Origin of the sequence: Methanobrevibacter woesei, assembly GCF_003111605.1 — an archaeon.
GTDB classification, from domain to species: domain Archaea; phylum Methanobacteriota; class Methanobacteria; order Methanobacteriales; family Methanobacteriaceae; genus Methanocatella; species Methanocatella woesei.
Map to the genome: position 1 here is coordinate 218,775 of NZ_MZGU01000006.1, position 21,465 is coordinate 240,239.

Annotated in this window: 18 protein-coding genes; 1 reads left to right on the forward strand and 17 read right to left on the reverse strand. The window is 30.0% G+C overall.

Features of this window, described 5'->3' with window-relative positions; genetic code table 11:
* Positions 1-38 precede the first annotated feature (38 nt).
* Both MBBWO_RS07430 and MBBWO_RS08155 read right to left on the reverse strand, forming a co-directional pair.
* Complete coding sequence (locus MBBWO_RS07430) at positions 39-1,271, reverse strand: methionine adenosyltransferase (RefSeq protein WP_116670260.1); 1,233 nt, start codon at positions 1,269-1,271, stop codon at positions 39-41.
* 451 nt (positions 1,272-1,722) lie between these two features.
* Complete coding sequence (locus MBBWO_RS08155) at positions 1,723-1,875, reverse strand: hypothetical protein (protein WP_165807946.1); 153 nt, start codon at positions 1,873-1,875, stop codon at positions 1,723-1,725.
* Between the two features lie 347 nt (positions 1,876-2,222).
* Here MBBWO_RS08155 and MBBWO_RS07435 point away from each other — a divergent pair, with 347 nt between their 5' ends.
* A complete protein-coding gene (locus tag MBBWO_RS07435; protein ID WP_116670261.1) occupies positions 2,223-2,576 on the forward strand; it encodes a DUF192 domain-containing protein in 354 nt (117 codons plus the stop codon).
* Here the strand turns inward: MBBWO_RS07435 and MBBWO_RS07440 are convergent.
* The 15 genes from MBBWO_RS07440 to MBBWO_RS07510 form a co-directional block, all read right to left on the reverse strand.
* Complete coding sequence (locus tag MBBWO_RS07440; protein WP_116670262.1) at positions 2,573-3,265, reverse strand: dihydromethanopterin reductase (acceptor); 693 nt, start codon at positions 3,263-3,265, stop codon at positions 2,573-2,575. The genes MBBWO_RS07435 and MBBWO_RS07440 overlap by 4 nt on opposite strands.
* Before the next feature lie 6 nt (positions 3,266-3,271).
* Entirely contained in the window at positions 3,272-4,540 is a 1,269-nt protein-coding gene (glyA, locus tag MBBWO_RS07445) for a serine hydroxymethyltransferase (RefSeq protein WP_116670263.1), read from the reverse strand.
* Between the two features lie 188 nt (positions 4,541-4,728).
* Positions 4,729-6,714 carry a CoB--CoM heterodisulfide reductase iron-sulfur subunit A family protein gene (locus tag MBBWO_RS07450; RefSeq protein ID WP_116670264.1) on the reverse strand — a complete coding sequence of 662 codons (1,986 nt, stop codon included), beginning with the start codon at positions 6,712-6,714 and terminating at the stop codon, positions 4,729-4,731.
* Positions 6,715-7,018: 304 nt separating this feature from the next.
* Positions 7,019-7,924, reverse strand: coding sequence for an AEC family transporter (locus MBBWO_RS07455; RefSeq protein ID WP_116670265.1), 906 nt, complete (start codon positions 7,922-7,924; stop codon positions 7,019-7,021).
* A 98-nt stretch (positions 7,925-8,022) separates the two neighbouring features.
* Positions 8,023-8,958 carry a DNA repair and recombination protein RadA gene (radA, locus tag MBBWO_RS07460; RefSeq protein WP_116670266.1) on the reverse strand — a complete coding sequence of 312 codons (936 nt, stop codon included), beginning with the start codon at positions 8,956-8,958 and terminating at the stop codon, positions 8,023-8,025.
* Positions 8,959-8,970: 12 nt separating this feature from the next.
* Entirely contained in the window at positions 8,971-11,361 is a 2,391-nt protein-coding gene (locus MBBWO_RS07465; protein ID WP_116670267.1) for an OB-fold nucleic acid binding domain-containing protein, read from the reverse strand.
* A 185-nt stretch (positions 11,362-11,546) separates the two neighbouring features.
* On the reverse strand, positions 11,547-12,950 hold the full coding sequence (locus MBBWO_RS07470; protein ID WP_116670268.1) for an undecaprenyl-phosphate glucose phosphotransferase: 1,404 nt from the start codon (positions 12,948-12,950) through the stop codon (positions 11,547-11,549).
* Positions 12,951-13,009: 59 nt separating this feature from the next.
* Positions 13,010-13,867, reverse strand: coding sequence for a glycosyltransferase family 2 protein (locus tag MBBWO_RS07475; protein ID WP_116670269.1), 858 nt, complete (start codon positions 13,865-13,867; stop codon positions 13,010-13,012).
* Positions 13,868-13,873: 6 nt separating this feature from the next.
* Positions 13,874-14,839: a glycosyltransferase family 2 protein gene (locus tag MBBWO_RS07480; protein ID WP_116670283.1), complete on the reverse strand. Its 966-nt coding sequence runs from the start codon at positions 14,837-14,839 to the stop codon at positions 13,874-13,876.
* 5 nt (positions 14,840-14,844) lie between these two features.
* On the reverse strand, positions 14,845-15,807 hold the full coding sequence (locus MBBWO_RS07485; protein ID WP_116670270.1) for a glycosyltransferase family 2 protein: 963 nt from the start codon (positions 15,805-15,807) through the stop codon (positions 14,845-14,847).
* A gap of 2 nt (positions 15,808-15,809) precedes the next feature.
* Positions 15,810-16,895 (reverse strand): CDP-glycerol glycerophosphotransferase family protein, encoded by a 1,086-nt coding sequence (locus MBBWO_RS07490; protein WP_116670284.1) that lies wholly within the window; start codon positions 16,893-16,895, stop codon positions 15,810-15,812.
* 8 nt (positions 16,896-16,903) lie between these two features.
* Complete coding sequence (locus tag MBBWO_RS07495) at positions 16,904-18,643, reverse strand: ABC transporter ATP-binding protein (RefSeq protein WP_116670271.1); 1,740 nt, start codon at positions 18,641-18,643, stop codon at positions 16,904-16,906.
* A gap of 23 nt (positions 18,644-18,666) precedes the next feature.
* Positions 18,667-19,452, reverse strand: coding sequence for an ABC transporter permease (locus MBBWO_RS07500; protein WP_116670272.1), 786 nt, complete (start codon positions 19,450-19,452; stop codon positions 18,667-18,669).
* Positions 19,453-19,524: 72 nt separating this feature from the next.
* Positions 19,525-20,562: a glycosyltransferase family 2 protein gene (locus MBBWO_RS07505; RefSeq protein ID WP_116670273.1), complete on the reverse strand. Its 1,038-nt coding sequence runs from the start codon at positions 20,560-20,562 to the stop codon at positions 19,525-19,527.
* A gap of 3 nt (positions 20,563-20,565) precedes the next feature.
* Positions 20,566-21,465 (reverse strand): glycosyltransferase family 2 protein (locus MBBWO_RS07510; protein WP_116670274.1); only part of this gene is annotated, 900 nt, incomplete at its 5' end.

The window sequence follows — 21,465 nt, forward strand, 5'->3', positions numbered from 1 at the left end:
GATTGAATTATGATAAAAAATAAAAAAAAATATAAAAATTAGAAAGTTCTTGCATTACCAGCAATTACATCTTGAGCAATGTCAGTAATGTTTTCTAATCCTTCATCAATAATTTTTTCAATATCTGCTTTTACATCTTCTAATTTGCAGCCATCTTCTAAAATAACTTGGGTTGAAGCTGCTTTAGGATTGTCAATAGGTCTACCAATTTGACTTAAAAGCATAATATGAACTTGTTTAACTTCAGGTATTTTTTCTGCAATTTCAGCAGCTATTCTGCTAGCTAAAATGTTATAGATTTTACCTACGTGGTTAACTGGGTTTTTACCAGAAGTTGCTTCCATAGACATTGGACGGCATGGAGTAATTAAACCGTTAGCTCTGTTTCCCCTACCTACAGAACCGTCATCTCCCATTTCAGCAGAAGTACCAGTTACAGTTAAGAAGTAGCCAGCTTCATCGTCAGAATCTAAATTATCTCCTGTGTTAATAAATACTTCAACATCACGGTTGGTGTATTTAGGAGCAAGTTTTTCAGCTTCTTCTTTTAATACTGCACAAGCTGCTTTATATTCTTCTGGGTTTTTAACATATTTATCCACCATACCACAGCAGATAGTTAAAGTGATTTTATCTTTTTCTCTTAATCCCATTACTTTAATATCTTCACCAGTAGCAGGATATTTTTTAGTAAATTCTTTGGAGTTGAATAATTCTTCAGTTGCTAAAACTAAGGATTCAGTTTCAGATAAAGGAGCAAAACCTACACCAAAAGAAGTATCGTTAGAGGAAGGAATAGCACTTTCCCTGTCGAATACGTTAACTAGGTCTCCAGAACCTCTACCTATTTTACATTCAATAACAGTGTCTAATTCAACATCTAAATTGACGATGTTTTCTTTTAACCAGTCTTTAGCTGCTTTAATAGCTACTCTTTCAAGAGGGAAATGATATTCAACACCATTTTCATCTACATAATCGTGAATTCCCCTACCAGTCAAAAGAATGTCAATAGGTTTTCTTACACTTCCTCCACCAAATTTAGGATCAGAGTCTCCAGCAGTGATTTGAACTTCATCTGTGTTGTGGTGGAGAATGTTACCTTCACCTAATTTTTCTTCATACATTTTACATAAAGCATTACTTACAGATTGAGCAATACCATCACTGATACTGTCTGGGTGTCCTATACCTTTTCTTTCAACGATTTCAATTTCTAAGTCTTCGATATAAGTTTGGTTAAGTTCAGAAACAAAAATATTATCTCTCATTTTATCAACACACAATCAATAATTAAAATATTATAATGATATATGTTTTAATTTAGATAATAAATAAATGTTGTCATAAATTAGATGATAAACAAAATGTAAACTTTTTTCAACTCGATATTACTATCAATATTCAATTTTAAAATTGATATTAAACAAGAGCTTTATTTAAAAAAAAAATAATTAGATTAAACCAAAAAATCCGAATACAAGTTACCATTCTCATTATACAAATAATCTCTTCTTAAAAAAACAACAAAAAATGGAAAAAAAGAAAGACAGTGCATATCCAGCAAGAGTAATAAATGAGGACCCTTCTAGAAGGAATATTGAAACTACAAGAATAGTGAATAATATTCCACCAAATAAAAAGAGAAATGCTTTTGCTTCGTAATATACATGATTTTCACCAAAATCAGAATTAAATCTAATATATCTTTCAAATATTGGTTTAAAAATAAAAAATATCAAATACAAGAGATATAATCATAACTGAAGCAAATAATACATTAAACCCATAACCAATTAGATAACTTCCAATGATTGCATAGAAAATACCTACCACTATTCCTAAAACTGAACCTATAACCGATTGAATAATCAATTCCCTATAAGTTAAACTGTTCAATGGTTTTTTTTAAGAAAATTAAAATGTTTTTCATCCATACACAACACATAATCTAAGTTCTGGCGAATTTATGAATTATTACCTTTCCAGAATCAACTTACTAATTTTCAAGCAGTAATGCATTCTTTAATAAAATATTAACTTTATTTAAATAAATAATTTTTTAAATAAATCTTTTAAATCCACAACTAGCTAATAAGATGTGTTTAAAATAAACAACTAAAAACAAGTATCTTCTAAATTAAAAGCTGACAATTCAAAATCAATTTCACAAAAACAGCTGATAAAAACTTAAAATAAATAAAAAATAAGAAAATATAGTAATGGCAACCATAATATACAACAAAACAACTGACAAATTAATTCACATAAGGCTAAAATTTGCAGATAGCTATTTTCAGCGATTAAAGGGTTTAATGTTTAAAAAAAATATTAATTATGCTCTTGTAATTAAAACTAAGTACTCTTCGGCAATTCACACATCCTTTATGAGGTTTCCCATTGATGTTTATTTCTTAGATGAAAATAAGAAAATTTTTGAAATAGCTACATTAAAACCTTGGAGTAAATATGAACCTTCAAAGAATGCAAGATATGTTCTTGAAGTTAAAGCAAATTCACTGAAAGATAAATTAAAAAAAGGAGATGAGATAGAATTTGTTTGTGAAAATAGCTAAATGTAATTTAATAGATCATGTGGATGTTCCACAATTTCGATTTCATCTATTTGAGCTAGTTTTTTAGTATTTTCAATATCTATATCTCTCATATAAATTGTTATAATTTTACCTTCGGATATTGCTCCATATTGACAGCTGTCCTTACATAATCCACAGCCAACACATTTCATTAGATCTATTTCCTTAGCTGGGATGATAGCATCATTTTCACAGGTAATAGCTGCAATACATTCATCACAATTTTGACATTTCTCCAATTCAAGCTTGGAAGGTAAAACTGTATCAACAGGTCCTGGATGAATATCTACTGGAACCATAACAGTTTTTACAGCTCCTTTTCCTGCCTGTGCAACTGCATTAGTAACTAAAGAGTCTGCAATTCCATGGACTATCTTAGCAACTGTATTTGCTGTTGCAGGAGAAACAATAAGTAAATCATACTTACCTAAAGATAATCTTCCAGTAATAGGGTAACTGAACTTCTGATTTGAATCAGTAGCCAGTTCCCTGTATCTGCCGCCAGTAATGTTTACAATGCGTTCATAAAGTCCATACATTTTAAGAACTTCTTCACTAGCAGCAGAAAGGAATATAGTGACATCATGATTCTTAGATAACTTTTCAGCTACTTGAACTGATTCATTAAGTAAATGACCTGCTCCAGTAATTGCAAATCCAATTCTCATAATATCCTATAATTTATGTACTTGATAACCGTCTTTTTCTGAGAATGCATAATGAACAGTTGTGTACTGGTTCATAAATTCAGTTACATCATCTTTTATGTCTTTTTTATCTACTGCAACTGCTTTAATGAACTCTGCAACTTCTTCCATTTCTTTTTCTTTTAAACCTCTTCTAGTGATTTCCTGAGTACCTATTCTGATACCAGAAGGATTGTCACTGTTATCTACGTCATCACCAGGGAAAAGGTTTTTATTTAAAATAACATTATTATCAGCTAAATCTTTTGCAATGTCTGATGCTGATCTAATATTAGAAACATTCATAGCTAATTGGTGAGATTCGGTAAATCCTAAATCTTCACATAAAACATCAAATCCTAATTCATAAAGGCTTTGAGCTAAAGCTTGAGCGTTTTTGATGGTTTGTTTAGCATAAGCTTCACCAAATTCTAACATTTCTGCATTAGCTACAGCAAGACCTGCTAAATGGTGAAGGTGATGGTTACTTACAACACCAGGGAATACTGCATTATCAATTACCTCTTTATGTTCAGCATGAGATAAGATGATTCCTCCTTGAGGTCCTGGGAAAGTTTTATGAGTACTTCCCATCATTAAGTCTGCTCCTTCAGCTATTGGTTGTTGGAATTGGCCTCCAGCAATTAAACCTAATACATGAGCTCCATCGTACATGATTTTTGCTCCAACTTCATCAGCTGCTTCACGAGCTTCTTTAACAGGATGAGGGAATAAGAAGAGACTTCCACCAAAGAGAACAATTTTTGGTTTTTCTTCTAATATTTTTTTATTCATTGCATCAATGTCAATGTTCATTATTTCAGGATCAAATGGAGAAGAGATAGTTTTTAATCCACAGATACCTGCAGCACTTACTTTAGCGTGAGAAATATGTCCACCATTAGGGACTTCTAAAGCCATTAATTTATCCCCATAATTAGAGAATGCAAAGAATGATGCTAAATTTGCAGTAACTCCAGAGATAGGTTGTACATTTGCATAGCTAACATTGTACAATTTTTTAGAGGATTCAATAGCTAAATCTTCTATTTCATCAACATATTGACATCCTTCATATAATCTTTCATGAGATTGTCCTTCAGCATATCTGTGCTCAAAATCAGATGCAATAGCTTCAGTTACCTCAACACTAGTAATATTCTCACTAGCAATAAGATTGATACTATTTCTCATATAAGCAGTATGTTTTTCAATAATATTTTCAATTTTATGTAGTTCATTTTCATACTCAGACATTATAACACCTATTATCCAATAAATAATGTATTATTATACACTTATATTGGCAATTCTATATTATAATGTTTGTGAAAATAAGTCCTTAAATGGAATATATTGAAAATCAGTTGAATTAAAAAATAGCTAGTTAATGTAAAAATTATGATTTAAAAAAAGAAAAAAAAGAAAGGGAATAATCACTAGGATTATTTACCCACATCTTCAAGAGCAGCACTAATTTGTGCCATAATTTGATCGGTTTTAAAGTGTTGTTGATCCATAGCACCGGAAGGACATGCTCCTACACAGGTACCGCATCCTTTACATAATGCAACGTTAATTTCAGCATGGGAAGATGCGTCATCTCCAACAATTGAAACTGCACCGTAAGGACATAATTCAACACATACTTCACAAGCACCACAAACAACTTCGTCGGTACGAGCTACGATAGGTTCGATTTCTACTTCTCCTTTAGCCATTGGGATTGCTGCTCTGGATGCTGCAGCGGAACCTTGTGCTACGGAGTCAGGAATATCTTTAGGACCTTGAGCTACACCAGCAACGTAAACACCGTCAGTTAAGGTGTCAACAGGTCTGAGTTTAGGGTGAGCTTCCATGTAGAATCCGTCGGAAGATTTGGAAATACCTAAGGTTTGTCTTAATTCTTCGGATCCTTCAGGATGTTCAAGACCTACACTTAATACAACTAAATCATAGGTGTATTCAGTTACTTTACCGAGTAAGGTGTCTTCAGCTCTGATGGTTAAGGTTAAGTCATCGTTTTCGATGATTTGAGCTGGTTTACCTCTTAAGAACTCAATACCGTATTTTTCTTGGGAAGTTTTGTAGAACTCTTCGAATCCTTTACCGAATGCACGGATATCCATGTAGTAACAGGTTACTTCGGTGTCAGGTTCGTGGTCAATACATAATTGAGCGTTTTTCATGGAGTACATACAACATACTCTAGAACAGTAAGGTTTACCGATTTGTTCATCTCTTGAACCAACACAGTGGATGAATGCTACACGTTTAGGTTCTTTACCGTCAGATGGTTTAATTACGTGACCTTCAGTAGGACCAGATGCGTTAATCATCCTTTCAATTTCCATACCAGTAATTACGTTAGAGTAACGTCCGTATCCATATTGATAGATTTCAGTTGGGTCGTATGGGTCGTAACCAGTTGCTGCAATAATAGTACCAACTTTTAACTCAATTTCTTCAGCTTCTTGTTGATGGTTTACAGCACCACGTTCACAGATTTGGTCACAAAGCATACATTCGATACAGTAATCTTTATCAATGGTTGCACATAATGGTACAGCTTGAGGGAATGGGATGTAAGCAGCTTTTACCATACCGATACCTTCGTCGTAGTAGTTAGGTATTTCGATAGGACAAACTTCTACACAAGATCCACATCCTACACAAAGTTCTTCATCGATGTATCTTGGTTTTTTCTCTACAGTTACAGTGAAGTTACCGATGTATCCGTCTACATGTTTAACTTCAGCGTAAGTAATTAAAGTAATGTTTTCGTGTTTGGAAGTATCTACCATCTTAGGTGCGAGAATACACATGGAACAGTCAAGAGTTGGGAAAGTTTTATCTAATTGTCCCATTCTTCCACCAATGGTAGGGTTTCTTTCAACCATGTAGGTTTCGAATCCCATATCACCTAAATCTAAAGCAGATTGGATACCAGTTACTCCACCACCAATAACGAGAGCTCTGTTGTCTACTGCTACTTTGGTTGCTTCTAATGGTTCTAATAATCTAGCTTTAGCTACAGCCATACGGGTTAAATCTTTAGCTTTTTCAGTAGCTGCTTCAGGTTCGTTCATGTGTACCCAGGAGTCTTGTTCCCTTAAGTTTGCAAATTCAAATAAGAATTTGTTTAATCCTGCTTCTTCTACACATCTACGGAAAGTAGGTTCGTGAAGACGAGGGGAACATGCTGCTACAACAACTCTGTTTAAGTTGTGTTCTTTAATATCATCTTGGATTAATAATTGACCAGGGTCAGAACACATGTATTTGTAATCTTTTGCTACAACAACATTTGGTAATGTCTTAGCATATTCAGCTACTTCAGGACAGTTTACTACTCCACCGACGTTTACACCACAGTGACAGACGTAAACACCAATCCTTAATTCTTCATTATTTTTATTTTCTTCTGCCATTCTATAATCACCTTGTACAAGTTGTGACAATTCATTATCTAAGTTAATAAAAATTATTTCCTAAAAAAAGTTTATTCTAATATTTTTATAACGTTAGATATTACTAATGTAGTAGGAACACTCTTATAAAGGTTTCTAATAGAAACTTGGAGTAAAGTATATATATAATAAAAAATCCATCCCCTTTAAATAGATTAATATAAAAAAGGACTTAAAACAGTTAAAATTTAGGTAAATAAAAAAGTATAAAAAAGAATTAGGTAAAACTAAAAGAAAAAACAGCTGAAAAAAAATTAAAAAATGCCTATAATAAAGAGATAATAATAGGCAATGTAACTAGTGAAAATACAGTGTTCATCAGTATACAATCTGATGTTAAATGATAATCCAAACCATAATTAACAGCTAACATTAATGACAACATACCTGAAGGCATTGCTGCTTCAACAATTGCAATTGTATACTCATACCCAGTAAAGTGGAAGACAGTAACAAATGCAAACATAACTATTGGGAAAATGAAAAGTTTCATTATAGATGTGAAGCAAACCATGTCCTTATTCCATTTTAAACCACCAAGATTAATGGATAAACCTAAAGAGATCATAATTAATGGAATAGCACCATCACCTAGATAGTTAACAACATTGTCAACTACTGGACCAATCGGAATATTGTATAAATTAAATATAATACCTAAAACAACAGCCCACAATGGTGGAAAGAGCAGTATGTCTTTAACTGCAGCACGAGGAGTTCCTCCAAATTTAAGAACTAACAATAAGGATAGAATTAAAAATATAGATGTAGTACCTAAATCACAAAATATTGCTCTTAAAAATCCTGCATCTCCAAAAACACCTAAATTAACAGGATATCCCATAAATGCAGTATTTGCAATCATTACAGTAACTAAAACACTCCAAAGTCTCTTATCTTCAAATCCTAATTTTTTAAGAATAATAAATGATATTATACCAACAATAAATGAAGAACAAATAATAGCAATAGGTAGAACACCTAATTTATGAATTGCACTTAAATCTGCAGAAAAAAGTGCAGAAAAAATCATACATGGTAATAAAATATTCATTACTATTTTATTCAATGGTGTAATATCATCTTCAGATAAAAAATCAAGACGTTTTAGGATATAACCTAAAGCAATCATTATAACAATAGATAAAATAGTAATCTCAATTTCATTCATAAAAAACCCTTTACAAAATTAATTTACAATTAATATTATGTAATGGGTAGTATATAAAAAATTTGTATAAAAGAAAAAAAAGAAGAAATATTGAAGAATTAATCTACAATACCATCACTAGTAATTTTAAAGACACATTCACCTTCTGGAAGGTGAGGGCTGTCTACTAAACGAGCAATTCTTTTACCAGCAAGCCCTTTTTTGAGCCAAATCCTATAAGTAGAAGCATGCCCTAAAACATGCCCCCCAATAGCTTTTGTAGGACTTCCAAAGAATGCATCAGGTTTAGCTTGAACTTGGTTTGTTATGAAAACTGCAACATTATAGGTATTAGCTATTTGTTGAAGAGCATGTAAATGTTGATTTAATTTCTGTTGTCTTACAGCTAAAGATTCCCTACCAACATATTCTGCTCTGAAATGAGCCATAAGAGAATCAACAATAACTAATTTAATATTATTACCTTGTTGGATTAATTCATTGATGCTTTCAGCCATTAAGATTTGATGAGAAGAATTGAAAGCACGAGCAATATGAATATTACTTAAAACTTCTTCATGATCTAATTCAAAACCATCAGCAATTTGAATAATCCTTTCTGGACGGAAAGTGTTTTCAGTATCAATAAATACACATTGTCCTTCAAGACCACCTTGTTCAATAGGTAATTGGACAGTAACAGCTAATTCATGAGAAATCTGACTCTTACCAGAACCGAACTCACCAAATACTTCAGTAATAGATTGAGTTTCAATTCCACCACCAATTAAATCATTGAATCCTTGACTTCCAACAGATATACGGCCAACTTCTTTTCTTCTTTCAGAAACATCTAAAGCTGTTTCAAATCCTATTTTTTCAGATTTACGAGCTGCTTCAATAACTTTTTCAGCTACACCTTCACCAATTTCGGCTTTTACAGCTAATTCTTTAGCAGTAGCAGTAGCTAATCTCATCATATCTGCAAAACCAGCATCTCTAAGTTTTTCTGCAGTTTTTTCACCAACACTTGGTAAATCTTCTAATTCCACCATAATAATCATTCCTTAGTAATATTTATCTAAAATTTTTTTAGGACTAAGTCTAACTTCCTCATTATATTCATCAAATCTAACATTGGCAATAACTTCCATAGTCATTCCACTTAAATCATCAAGTTTTCCTTCAAATATTCCAACACCTTCTTCTTCAACATAGCTAATAATTTCCTCTTTATCCATTTCAAGAAGTTCTTCAACTAAATTATCAAAGAAAGTGATTTGTACCTCCCCAGTATCATCTTCAAATCTTCCAGAAAGCATTAAAAGATAATTAGGTTCATCAATAACATCTCCACAGAAACTACAAACTGCACCATCATCATTTTCAGAATCAGGTTCTAATCTATTTCCACAGCTAGGACATTTAGCAAGAAGTATATTGTTTGAAGGGTCTTTAAATACTCCAGTTATGCGGACATTACGATCATCATCTTCAAGAGCATTAATTTCTTTTTGTGGGTAAATAGTTTCTCTTAATTCATCAGGAGTTGGTAAAGAGTCAATTTCTTCATCAGAAGGGTCAAGAATAGAAGTGTTTCTTGTAGTTCCTAATTCAAGATGATCTTCATTATATAAAACTCTTGGATTTTCAAGTTTGATAGGGTCATCAACTTCCAAAGGCATTTCAGCATTATCATCCCACAATGCAAGACGAATAGAACCAGTAGCATCAGCTATTTCAATGTTTCTAACAACCCCTCTAGAACCATCATCTCTTTCAAATTCACGAGGATCATAAACCTCTATAATCCTTGCAATAACTTTAATATCTCTATCATATTCATCTAATTCATCAATACTTTTATAAGTGTAAATATCTTCTTCAAGTTCTTCAAAAGATGGAATATTATATTTTGCAGCTATTTCTTCATCTAATTCAATGATTCTAGAAGAAGCGCCAACATTTAAGCTAACATCCATTTCTCCAAGTCTTGTTCTGGCATTTTCAATTAAATAGATTTTACCTAATTTATAATTGTCAGAAGCCTTATCACCCCATAAAGCTAATTCAGCTTTACCAGTTCCATCTGCAAGTAAAATTGAACGTACTACGCCAAAGTTACCATCATCTCTTTCAAATTCCCTAGCTTCATGAATTACCATCATTCTTCCAATAACATCTCTTTCTAATCCATCATCATCAGATTCCTGGATATATTCAAGAGTTACAGGATGTAAAGATGATTTAATCTCTTCAAAAATAGCTAAACGTTCTTCATCAACAGGAGGATTTAAAACAATCTGAGTATTCCAATTGGTATTAATAGAATAACCGCTTACTGTATATTCATCAGACCTTTCAGTACAATCAATGATTTTTACAATGTCTCCTTTATTTAAATCAATTTCAACATCATCTCCCCAAAGAGTAACCCTAATTTCACCAGTACCATCAGCTATTGAGAATGACCTTAATTTACCTTCACTACCATCATTACTTCTTATAAATGTTTTAACATCCTGAAGTTTTGTTACAACACCTAAAACAGTTATATTTTGCATTTCTTGATAGTCACCAATAGGAGTGATATTTTCTTCAAAATCAGGAACATCAAAATCTCCTTTAATTATTCTTCCATCCCAATGAGTTAAAGAGATTCCATCTCTGTTTTCTCTTGGAACAGCACCTACAATTTTAATAGTGTCTCCATCATGAAGCTCTAAAGAATCAATTAAGTCAACATTCTTATTCCATAAAGTATAAGAGATTTTTCCAGTGCTATCTTGAAGTTCTAAAGATGCAACTTTACCTTCCCTTCCATTTTTCTCATAAGAACGAATATTAGGGATTTTGATAATTCTAGCAATGATATTATAAGTAACATCTTCTGCAAATTCAATATCTTCAATATTAGTTATTACTTCATTGTATTTTGGGAAGTTAGGACACTCCTCTTCAGTTAAACGTTTAACAGTAGATCTGCGTTTTAAACTACCTTCAAGGCCAGAATATCCTTTTCTAATATCAATATCAATAATTTTAATAAGGTCTCCTTCGTTGTATTCTTTTAAAAGTCTAATGTTTTCAGTCCAAAAAACAACTTTAATAGAACCAGTATCATCAGCAATTGTTAAATTACAAAGTTTACCATCCTTATTTTTACTTTGGAATGATTTAGGATTAGACATCTGCATAATCCTACCAGCAATATTTACATCCCTACGTTGATCTAACAATTCATCAATTTTAATAATGTCACTGTCTTCATCACTAGTAATCTGATCAACATCTTGTTCAGAGGATAATTTACCAATTATCATCTCAGCAGCAGACATTTCATTATAAAAAGGATTATCTTCATTTTCTTCCATTAATAATTCAATTTTTTTAAGGAAGTCTTCTTCAGAAATTTTATCTTTGACTTTTTCATATTCATTTCTTAAATTTTCTTCCATACCAAAACCCCTCATTGTAAGTTAATTATAATTTTAACTATGTGAGTATATAAATTATAAGTGACCCCATTTGAAAACTAATTTATTAAAAAAAATTTTATTTTTATAGACTAAAATTAGTAGATATTAGTTAATAAATTTTAATTAAAGGCATAAAAATGAAAAAATGAAAATGTGTTAAAGAATCAATAAGCATTAGGATTCTTTTTTAAAGCTGTTTTAATCATTATTCCTAAGTCTAAACCCATATGCCAGTTTTCTACATACTCAATATCATATTTTATACGTTTTTTAATTGAAGTATTTCCACGGCATCCATGGATTTGAGCCCATCCTGTTAAACCGGGTTTTACTTGATGTTTAATCATGTATTTTGGAATTGTTTCTTTAAAATCTTCAACAAAGTAAGGTCTTTCAGGTCTAGGACCAACAACACTCATATCTCCTTTTAAAACATTGAAAAATTGAGGAAGTTCGTCAATACTATTTTTTCTAATGAATGAACCAATTTTTGTTTTCCTAGGGTCATCTTCAGTTGTCCATTCAGATTTTTCCTCATTAGGATCCTGAACTTTCATACTCCTAAATTTATACATTGTAAAAGGTTCACCATGATATCCAATTCTTTCCTGTTTAAATATAATTGGTCCTTTAGAAGTTAACTTGATTAAAATAGCTGTAATAATCATTATTGGAGAAGTAATAATAATAGCTATAATAGCAACTGTATAATCAGTAATTCCTTTTAAGAGTTTGTTGAAACTGTCATCTAATGGAACATATCTGATGTTAATAATCGGTAAATCTTCAATCATGTCCACAGATGGTCTTGCTGGGAAATATTTATAGTAATCAGGAATAATCTCTGCTTTTATCCCTACTTTTTCACAGCTATTTACCAATCCATCAATACGATAATAATATTTTAAAGGAATAGCTAAAACAACACGGTCAAATGTGTTTTTTTCTAAAATATCATCTAAATCATTAAATGAACCAATAATCTTACTGCCTTCAATTTCCATCCCTACCCTATTGGCACGCCCTAAAAAACCTGCAACTGAAAAACCAAGGTATGGATTATTTCTTATTTTTCTTGCAAAGTTAAAAGCCAGTTCATTATCACCAACAACAAGAATATGCTTTAAATTCTTATTATTGGAACGTAAATGTCTTAATGCACTTCTAACAATAAATCTTTCAACAATACCAAAAAATGCTCCAACAAATGCTAAAAGAAATAGCATAATCCTTGAAAAGTTTGGTTGATTTATAATAAATAAAATAGCTACAAGAACTACAAAGGCAACAATATTAACCTTTATTATCTGAGTAGCCTCATTAAATATAGTTTTATGAGTCCTAAATGGCTTATATAAACCAAAAGAAAAATACAAAATCAAATAAGTCGGTAAAACAGCAAGAACTAAAAAAAGAGCATATTGTTCAAAACCTAAATGCCCCCCAATAGGTCCAAAAAGAGTTGTTTTAAATCTAAGCCACCATGCACACAACAATGATACACATATAACAAATGCATCTAAAACAACAAAAGCTGCATTTAATACTCTCTGATTTTGTTTAATCATAGGAATCTCCTAAAAATCGTTGTGTAATTTTTTAGCTTTAATGATATATATAATTTACATTATTTGCCTTTAAATAAGTTTAAAAACAGTTTTAAAATACATAAAATAACTATACCTAGATAAACTAAGCCATTAATAAAAAATGAATTGTTATTAGCCAAGTGTTTCTTATAATAAATATACATAGCCCTATAAAATTCATAGATTAATTTTGATTTCTGTTTTTTGCTGCTGGCTCCTTTATAATGAATTATTTTAGATTTACCAAAGTATACAATTTTCCAACCTGCTTTTTTTATACGATAGCACAAGTCAATATCTTCACCATACATGAAAAAGGTTTCATCAAGCCCTCCACCAATATCTTCCAATGCAATTTTACGTATAAACATAAAAGCACCAGTTAAACAGTCAATTTCATAAATTCCATCATCATCAAGTTCATCAAGATTATAATTATCATTTTTATTCTTTGTAGGAATATGAAAGAGCCTGTAAAAAGCATTTTGAGGATTTGGAAAACTGCGTCTGCAGGCTTTATCCAATTCTCCAGATTCCAGAAGAACCTGACATCCAGTAGCACCAACATCTTTGTTTTCTTCCATGTAATTATAAATTTTATCTAAAGAGTCATCTAAAACAACAGTGTCAGAGTTTAAAAGAAGAACATATTTACCTTTAGCTTTTTTAATAGCTAAATTATTACCTGCTGCAAACCCATTATTCTCTTTCGAAGCTATGAATTTTACTTTATCTTTGAAATCTTTTTGAAGTTTAACTAAACTGTCATCTTTAGATGCATTATCCACTACAATTACTTCATAGCTAAAGGAATGAGGCTTATCTATAATAGAGTTAATAGTGTCCTTTGTTAATTGATAAGTTTGATAATTTATAATAATTATTGAGCAGTCCATGTTATCCTATCTTTTTAAAAGTTTAAATGTGTTTTTAATTAGTTCATATTCGATTTTAAAGTAATTTTTCCAGTTTTTAGATTTGAATTCGACTTTTTTAATTTTATTTCTTGTTTTTAAACCCTCTTTAAGACCTTCTAAATAAATAGGGCCAAAACCTTTCTTTAAAAAGAATAGATATTTTATTAAAAAGCCTAAAAATAAAAATAAAATATTAACAATCTTTTGAAGTGTTGGAAGATTCTTGTAAACAACCAAAACATTATTACGGGCAGCTAATCTTACTTTAAATTCATTATATTGGCTTCCAGTAGTTGCACTTCCTATATGGTAAACAATTGCATTTGGACAGAACAGGTTTTTATAACCATTAATTCTTGCCCTATAACCTAAATCAACATCTTCCATATAAGCAAAAAATTCACTGTCAAATCCACCCAATTCTTCAAGTAAATCTTTCCTATACAATGCAGCTCCTGCACATGATGAAAAAACCTCTGAAACTTCAATAAACTTGTTTAAATTCTGATTATTTCCTCTTTTTTTAGTATAAGCAAGTAAAGTATAATCATCACCTGCATCATCAATTAATTCAGGGTTATTAAACTGAACCATTTTAGAAGATACTGAAAATATCCTCTCCTCAGTATTTAAAAGATTTAATAACTCTAAAATAGCTGATTTTTCAACAACGGTATCATTATTTAAAGAAAAGATGTAATCATAACGGGCTTTTGAGATTCCTTGATTTACTGCCTCTGCAAATCCTAAATTTTGACTATTTTCAATTAGAACAATTGGAAAATCTACCTTTTCACGGTAATTTCTAATAAATTCCTGACTGCCATCCCTAGATCCATTATCTACAATGATTACCTCACCAATTTCATTGGAATTTTTAATTAAGGATTCAAAGTAGGCATATAAAAAATCTTTTCCATTATAATTAGGAGTTACTACAGAAACTTTCATAGAAATCATATACTCTTTTTAAATTTCATCCACATTTTATAATATATTTTAGGATTTAATAAGAATAGCTTTATTTTTAGTGAAAATTTAAAATTTCCTTTAAACTGAGATAGTTTATTAAATAAATTCAGTTCCTTCATTTTCAGCACTACATCATCAAAAGAGTATCCATTATAAAAGAAATAGTTCATATTTCCAAAAATAGCTCTGGGAATCCTATTATGTATTATTTCATCAGCTAGATTATCATATCCTCTATTTTTATAATAATCTACAATATTATCAAGTGTTTCAACAAAATTGAATCTTTTAAACTCTGCAGTTGAAGTAGCTGAGCCTTCATGCTGCAAATAGAAATAAGTTGCTTCACTGCAAACTCCAACAGTTTTTCCATGAATTAAAGCTTTAAGTGCAAATTCTGTGTCTTCCCCATAGATTACATCAGTGCTGAACTTAATGTTATTCTCTTTAATTAAGTTGGAAGGATAAATTAATTGACAAAAACTAAAAGGAAAAGTCATATTAAGTTCTAATTTAATTAACTCTTCACAGGACATTTCATTAGCTAATGTATAATCTTCAGTTAGGTGTTCTCCTTTTGAATTTACCTTAAACATCTTAGTTAATGCAAAATCATGGTTTTTAACAGCATTATAAAGGCAGTTGATATGATTTGGAGAAATATAATCATCATCATCTACAAAAATGAAATATTCGCCCCTGGCAACTTCCATTCCAGTATTACGTGCTGCACTTACCCCTTTATTTCTTTGATAAACCAATTTATAAGCTACTGGAGATTTTGATAAGATTTCCTGTGCTTTTTCAAGACCATCATCATCAGATCCATCATCAACAATTATTATCTCATAATCTTGAAAGTTTTGATTAATTAAAGATATAATTGTTTTTTCAATATGCGCTGAAGCATTAAAAAGAGGCACAATAACACTAACTTTAATATCCATAGTTATTCCTCCAATATAAAATCAACAATCCTTTTTGAAGAGTTTCCATCCAGGTAATCAAATTGCATTTTTAAAAATGAATTATGCTTTTCAGTATTATAACTTCCTTCTTTAATTAATTTAATTAGCTCATCATCAGTTTTAACAATATCTCCCGGAACATTACTTTCAAAATCATAGTAAAATCCACGGTCTTTAGTTAAATATCTATCATAATCATAAGTGAAAAATATAATTGGCTTATTCAATAATGCAAATTCAATCATAATAGATGAATAATCAGTTATTAATAAATCAGAGATTAACATTAATTCCTGTTCATTTTTATAGCCACTTACATCAATAAAATCAGCTTTTGTGTCAATATCTCCTTTAAAAAATTGATTGATTTTTGGATGTAATCTTAAAGCAAGAACATATTCCTCTGAAAGATCATTGTTAAATTTTTCCAAATTCAAATAGTTGAAAACATTATTATCCTCTTCATTATCCCTAAATGTAGGAGCATATAAGAGGATTTTCTTATTTTTAGCTATAGGATATCTCTCATCAAAATTCTCTCTCAACTTTTTGATGTCTTTATCTTCAAAGTAATAGTCAGTTCTTGGAATTCCAAAAGATTTTATTTTATTTTCATCTATTCTAAAAGCATCCCTGTAAAAGCCCTTAATATTTTCAGAGGTGATGAATAGATAATCTGTTTTCTTGCTTGCTTTAGCTATAACAGCTATTTCTTCTTTATTATCACTTGAAGAAGCTGCAAATTTTTTAAAAGCACCAGGGGCATGCCAAAGCTGGAAAATTTTAGAATCCTTATTAAAATTCATAAATGCAATAGCTAAAAAATTATCATTTAGGAAAATATACTTTGATTTGGCAAGTTTTTTTATATTGGAAATAGATAAGCTATTTTTATTGAAAAAAACAAAATCAAAATCTCCTCTTTTAGAAAATTCTCTTTTAATATATTGAAAATTTCCCTTAAAGGAATTTTTATCATCTACAACAAATGCTATTTGATTATCATTAACCTTAGACTTTGAAAAAAGATTAAAAATAAATCCAAATATTTTGTGTTTAAAGTACATATACAATCTTAAAACTCTATATTTTGACGTTCTTCTTCAGTTGCATGTTCAGCTGCTTCAACATAAGCTTTACAAACATCTTTAGCATTACCATCCATGATTAATTTGCCTTTATCTAACCAGATAACCCTATTACAAATAGTTTCAATCGTTCTTACAGAGTGAGATACAAGTAAAACAGTTGTTCCAGACCTCATCATTGACCTAATTTTATCATAACTTTTTTTCTGGAATTTCACATCCCCTACAGATAAGACTTCATCTAAAATCAATATTTCAGGATCAACAATAGTTGCAACTGAAAAACCTAATTTAGCTATCATACCAGAGGAATAATTCTTAATAGGTAACTCAATAAACTCTTCAAGCTCTGAGAATTCTACGATTTCATCATATTTACTTTGTAAAAATTCTTTGGAATATCCCAAAATAGCCCCATTTAAAAATATATTCTCCCTACCATTATAGTTATGATCAAAACCAGCTCCTAATTCTAAAAGAGGTGCTACTTTACCTTCAATTTCAATTTCGCCTTCAGTAGGTTTTAAAACACCTGACAATACTTTAAGCAATGTACTTTTACCTGCTCCATTAAATCCTATTAAACCGACTCTTTCACCTTTATTAATAGTAAATGAAACATTTTTTAAAGCTTTAAATTTTTCTTTAGATTTAATTTCCCTTTTAAGCCATTTAATAACATATTCCTTAAGATTGTCGATTTTTTCTTGAGCCTTTTCAAATTCCATTGAAACATTATTAACTTCAATAGCTGTTTCTTGATTTAAAAGTTGATATTCTTCATCGTCTTCAAGTTCAACAGACCATTTTAAAAGGACATCCTCATATTCATTGATTCCACAATCATATCCTTCAGGATGCACTTCTACATAGAATTTATCTCCACTTCCAAAAACATCATGATAACAATTTAAAAGTTTAATACCTTCGGACTTACATCTAAATATTAATCTTAATCTGTTCATTCCTTTTTTCTTTGAACCAATATTCCAGACATATTCATTAGGGTTACTTGTATTTAAGGAATCTTGAGGTTTTTTATTTTTTAAAAGATATTTATCTGGATTGAAATAATATTTAACTAATTCCAATCCATCTGGAACATCAATATAAATTTTCTGTCTTTTTTCAGAACCTACAGTATCCCTAAATAAAATAGAATAAGTAAATTCCTCTCCCACTGCTTTTTGTAAAGGATTGTCCTCTGTAGGATAATAAGAGTTAATCTCATTATTCATTATATATTGTTGGTCTACATAGTCAATTGTGACCCTAACAAAGTCAAAAAATAAAGTTCCATCATTAGGACTTGTATTTTTAGGAAATGATATTTTAACACCGAATTTTTCACTGTTTAAATCATCTGCAGATATTCCACTACCTGCAAAAAATACTGCACTTTCAACAGGTTTATTAAAAGCTTCAAAATTTGATTTTGATGAAAATTTCCCTTTAAGACCTATTAAATCAACAGTTGGTGCTTGAATATCAATATTATCATGCGCTAGATTCTTATGAAAATTAAATCTAATATCAATTGTATTAATTTTTGACCCTTTTGGAATATTAAAATTAAAATTAGTTACAACAATTGAACTAGGAGCATCATCACTTTTAATATTACAATAGGCTAAAGATTCCCAATCATCAATAGCTAAATTATCTAAATCTTGCCATCTTGATGAATTATTAACTTGAACCTGATTAAAGTTTTTAGGATATCTCATTTGAATAGAAATAGGATGACCTCCTATAGATTAAGTACGAATTTATCTTGATATTTATAGAAAACATATATTCCAATAAGTAATGATGCAATTGATGTAATTATCAAATAAAGCAGCGGTCCAGTTGTAGGGAAAATACCTCCCAATACAATATCCCTAACTGATGAAACACCAGCATATAATGGATTTATTGTAAATGCAAACATGAATTGTTGAGGAATAATCTCAATTGGATAGAATAATGGAGTCATAAATGAAAGCAACATTATAAGAACCCCATATAAATACTTTATATCTGTAAAGAAAGTTGTAGCAGTAGCTAATATTAAACCAACTCCAGTTGTTAATACCAATATAAAGAACAATGGAATTGGGAAATAGATAAGTGCTGGATAAAATGGTGCACCAGTAGCTATCATAACCACAACAAGAACTATTAATGATATTAAGAAATTAATAAACTCCGAACATATTATTCCAATTGCAAACATATATTTTGGAACATAAATTTTTTTAATAATTTCAGAATTCCCCTTAATGGAATCCATAGCTCCTTGGGTCGCATTTGCAAATAAATCAAATACTAATTTACCGCTTAAAAGATAAACAGGGAAATTTTCAATAGATCCTGCAAAAATTAATGAAAATACCATAGTAAGTACAATCATAGATAATAAAGGATTTAAAAAACTCCAAAATAATCCTAAAGTGGAGTCTTTATATTTTCCACTAATATTCCTTTTTATAAGTTCTGTTAGTAAAAAGGTATATTTAGAAAAATTTTGTACAATATGATTATTTTCAAACATAATTCGACCAACAAAATAACTACTTAAATTAATGAATAACTATATCTTAAAAATCTATTATAAAAATATTGTTTAATGTTTAAAAATACTTTTTATTTTTGATTTGAACTCCCTAACTTTCTTAATTCTTATAATGTTTCTGAGAATTTTTTTATAATCATCATTTAAAATGGGTTTAGTTAAAGAAGACAGCTGTTTTTCATTGAAATTTGGTGTTATTTGAATCTGTTTTTTAAATAAAGGATTAATATACTTAATTAATTCAAGTTTATCATTATTAGATATATTACTGCTTCCTAAACTTAAAATCCAGTAAATAAAATGCCTTCTAAAAATATTTGAGAAATATATTTCCTTATTTAATTCAATTAAAAGTTTATCAATCTTATAATAACCTTTAATCATATTTTCAAATGTTTCTCTCTTTCTTAAATGAATTGTGGACTTATCATCCCATGAATCACGTATCCTGTAGTTGTAACTATAGAAATCATCCAAATATATAATTTTATCAGCTAAAAACAAAATATGAATATAGAATTCAAGGTCTTCTGCAAGCATTCCCTCAAGAAAACGAATATTATTTTTTATAAGAAATTCTTTTCTAAATAATTTAGTCCAAATTGAAGGACCAATCTCAAATAATCTTAAATCATCAGATATGTTACTAACTTCTGCCCTTCCACCATCAAATATTGTTTCTTCCTCAATTTTTATATCATCATAAACTCGATAGTAATTGGAAATAACTACATCAGCATTTTCATATTTTATTTCATTGTACATTATTTCAAAGGCATTTTCTTCATAGGTATCATCATGATCTGCAAAAATAACACACTCACCCTGAGCCAAATCCAAACCAACATTACGCCCAGTACCCGGAAAACCAGAATTAACATCCAAAAAAACAGAAGAAACATTACTATAACAAGAATCAAGCTCCTCCAATAAATCTAAAGTATAATCATCACTAGAAGCATCATCAACAAAAATAACCTCAATATTCTCAAAACCAATAGTCTGACACATAAAAGACTCAAAAGTCTCAACCAAAAAATCCCCAGTATTAAACGTAGGAACAACAACAGATATCTTATATTGTGACATGTTTTACCTTTTAAATTTATTTAACAGTCTTTTAATGCGGCTTTTTCCAGTTTTATCATTAATATTTTCTTGAATATTTTCAAGATAATTACTTTCATCTACAGCTTTTTCAAACTCTCTATTTATAATATGATTAACTAATTTTTTATATTTTCCTTTAAAAAATGGGTCTTCCACATAAAAATTATCAAATATATTATATGATTTCCTAAATAAAATTAATTTATCACTATTTGATAACTTACTTAATACAATCGTATATAGCCAAGAGGTTAAATGAGATTTAAAAATTTTTTTACCATAACTAACCTTATTTTCATCATTGAGCAATTTATCAATTTCATAATAACCATTTAACATTGCTTCAATGTATTTTCTATTTCTAACATGAATTGTAGATTTATCTTTCCCTGAATCCCTAATTTTATAATTATATCCGTAAAAATCATTTAAATAGACGATTCCAGATGCTTTAAAAGAAGCATTAATTGCTAAATGAACATCTTCAGCCAACATTCCCTCAATAAAATTAATCTTATTCTTTTGAAGAAATTCTCTCCTAAACATTCTTGTCCAAATTGCTGCAGGAATTCTTAATAAATCAGGCTCTTCCTTAAAAGAATTAACATTAATTTTCCCACTATCTCCAAATATTGATTTAAATGGAACAGTTCTGTCTGGGAATACTTGATTAAAGTTACAAATCACCATATCTGCATTTTCACTAGCTATTTCATCATACATTATTTCAAAGGCGTTTTCTTCATAGGTATCATCATGATCTGCAAAAATAACACACTCACCCTGAGCCAAATCCAAACCAACATTACGCCCAGTACCCGGAAAACCAGAATTAACATCCAAAAAAACAGAAGAAACATTACTATAACAAGAATCAAGCTC

Excerpts from the sequence above, each read along its gene's own strand:
- MBBWO_RS07430 (WP_116670260.1), bottom strand. The coding sequence starts at position 1,271 with ATGAGAGATAATATTTTTGTTTCTGAACTTAACCAAACTTATATCGAA.
- MBBWO_RS07435 (WP_116670261.1), top strand. The coding sequence starts at position 2,223 with ATGGCAACCATAATATACAACAAAACAACTGACAAATTAATTCACATA.
- MBBWO_RS07440 (WP_116670262.1), bottom strand. The coding sequence starts at position 3,265 with ATGAGAATTGGATTTGCAATTACTGGAGCAGGTCATTTACTTAATGAA.
- glyA (WP_116670263.1), bottom strand. The coding sequence starts at position 4,540 with ATGTCTGAGTATGAAAATGAACTACATAAAATTGAAAATATTATTGAA.
- MBBWO_RS07450 (WP_116670264.1), bottom strand. The coding sequence starts at position 6,714 with ATGGCAGAAGAAAATAAAAATAATGAAGAATTAAGGATTGGTGTTTAC.
- MBBWO_RS07455 (WP_116670265.1), bottom strand. The coding sequence starts at position 7,924 with ATGAATGAAATTGAGATTACTATTTTATCTATTGTTATAATGATTGCT.
- radA (WP_116670266.1), bottom strand. The coding sequence starts at position 8,958 with ATGGTGGAATTAGAAGATTTACCAAGTGTTGGTGAAAAAACTGCAGAA.
- MBBWO_RS07465 (WP_116670267.1), bottom strand. The coding sequence starts at position 11,361 with ATGGAAGAAAATTTAAGAAATGAATATGAAAAAGTCAAAGATAAAATT.
- MBBWO_RS07470 (WP_116670268.1), bottom strand. The coding sequence starts at position 12,950 with ATGATTAAACAAAATCAGAGAGTATTAAATGCAGCTTTTGTTGTTTTA.
- MBBWO_RS07475 (WP_116670269.1), bottom strand. The coding sequence starts at position 13,867 with ATGGACTGCTCAATAATTATTATAAATTATCAAACTTATCAATTAACA.
- MBBWO_RS07480 (WP_116670283.1), bottom strand. The coding sequence starts at position 14,839 with ATGAAAGTTTCTGTAGTAACTCCTAATTATAATGGAAAAGATTTTTTA.
- MBBWO_RS07485 (WP_116670270.1), bottom strand. The coding sequence starts at position 15,807 with ATGGATATTAAAGTTAGTGTTATTGTGCCTCTTTTTAATGCTTCAGCG.
- MBBWO_RS07490 (WP_116670284.1), bottom strand. The coding sequence starts at position 16,895 with ATGTACTTTAAACACAAAATATTTGGATTTATTTTTAATCTTTTTTCA.
- MBBWO_RS07495 (WP_116670271.1), bottom strand. The coding sequence starts at position 18,643 with ATGAGATATCCTAAAAACTTTAATCAGGTTCAAGTTAATAATTCATCA.
- MBBWO_RS07500 (WP_116670272.1), bottom strand. The coding sequence starts at position 19,452 with ATGTTTGAAAATAATCATATTGTACAAAATTTTTCTAAATATACCTTT.
- MBBWO_RS07505 (WP_116670273.1), bottom strand. The coding sequence starts at position 20,562 with ATGTCACAATATAAGATATCTGTTGTTGTTCCTACGTTTAATACTGGG.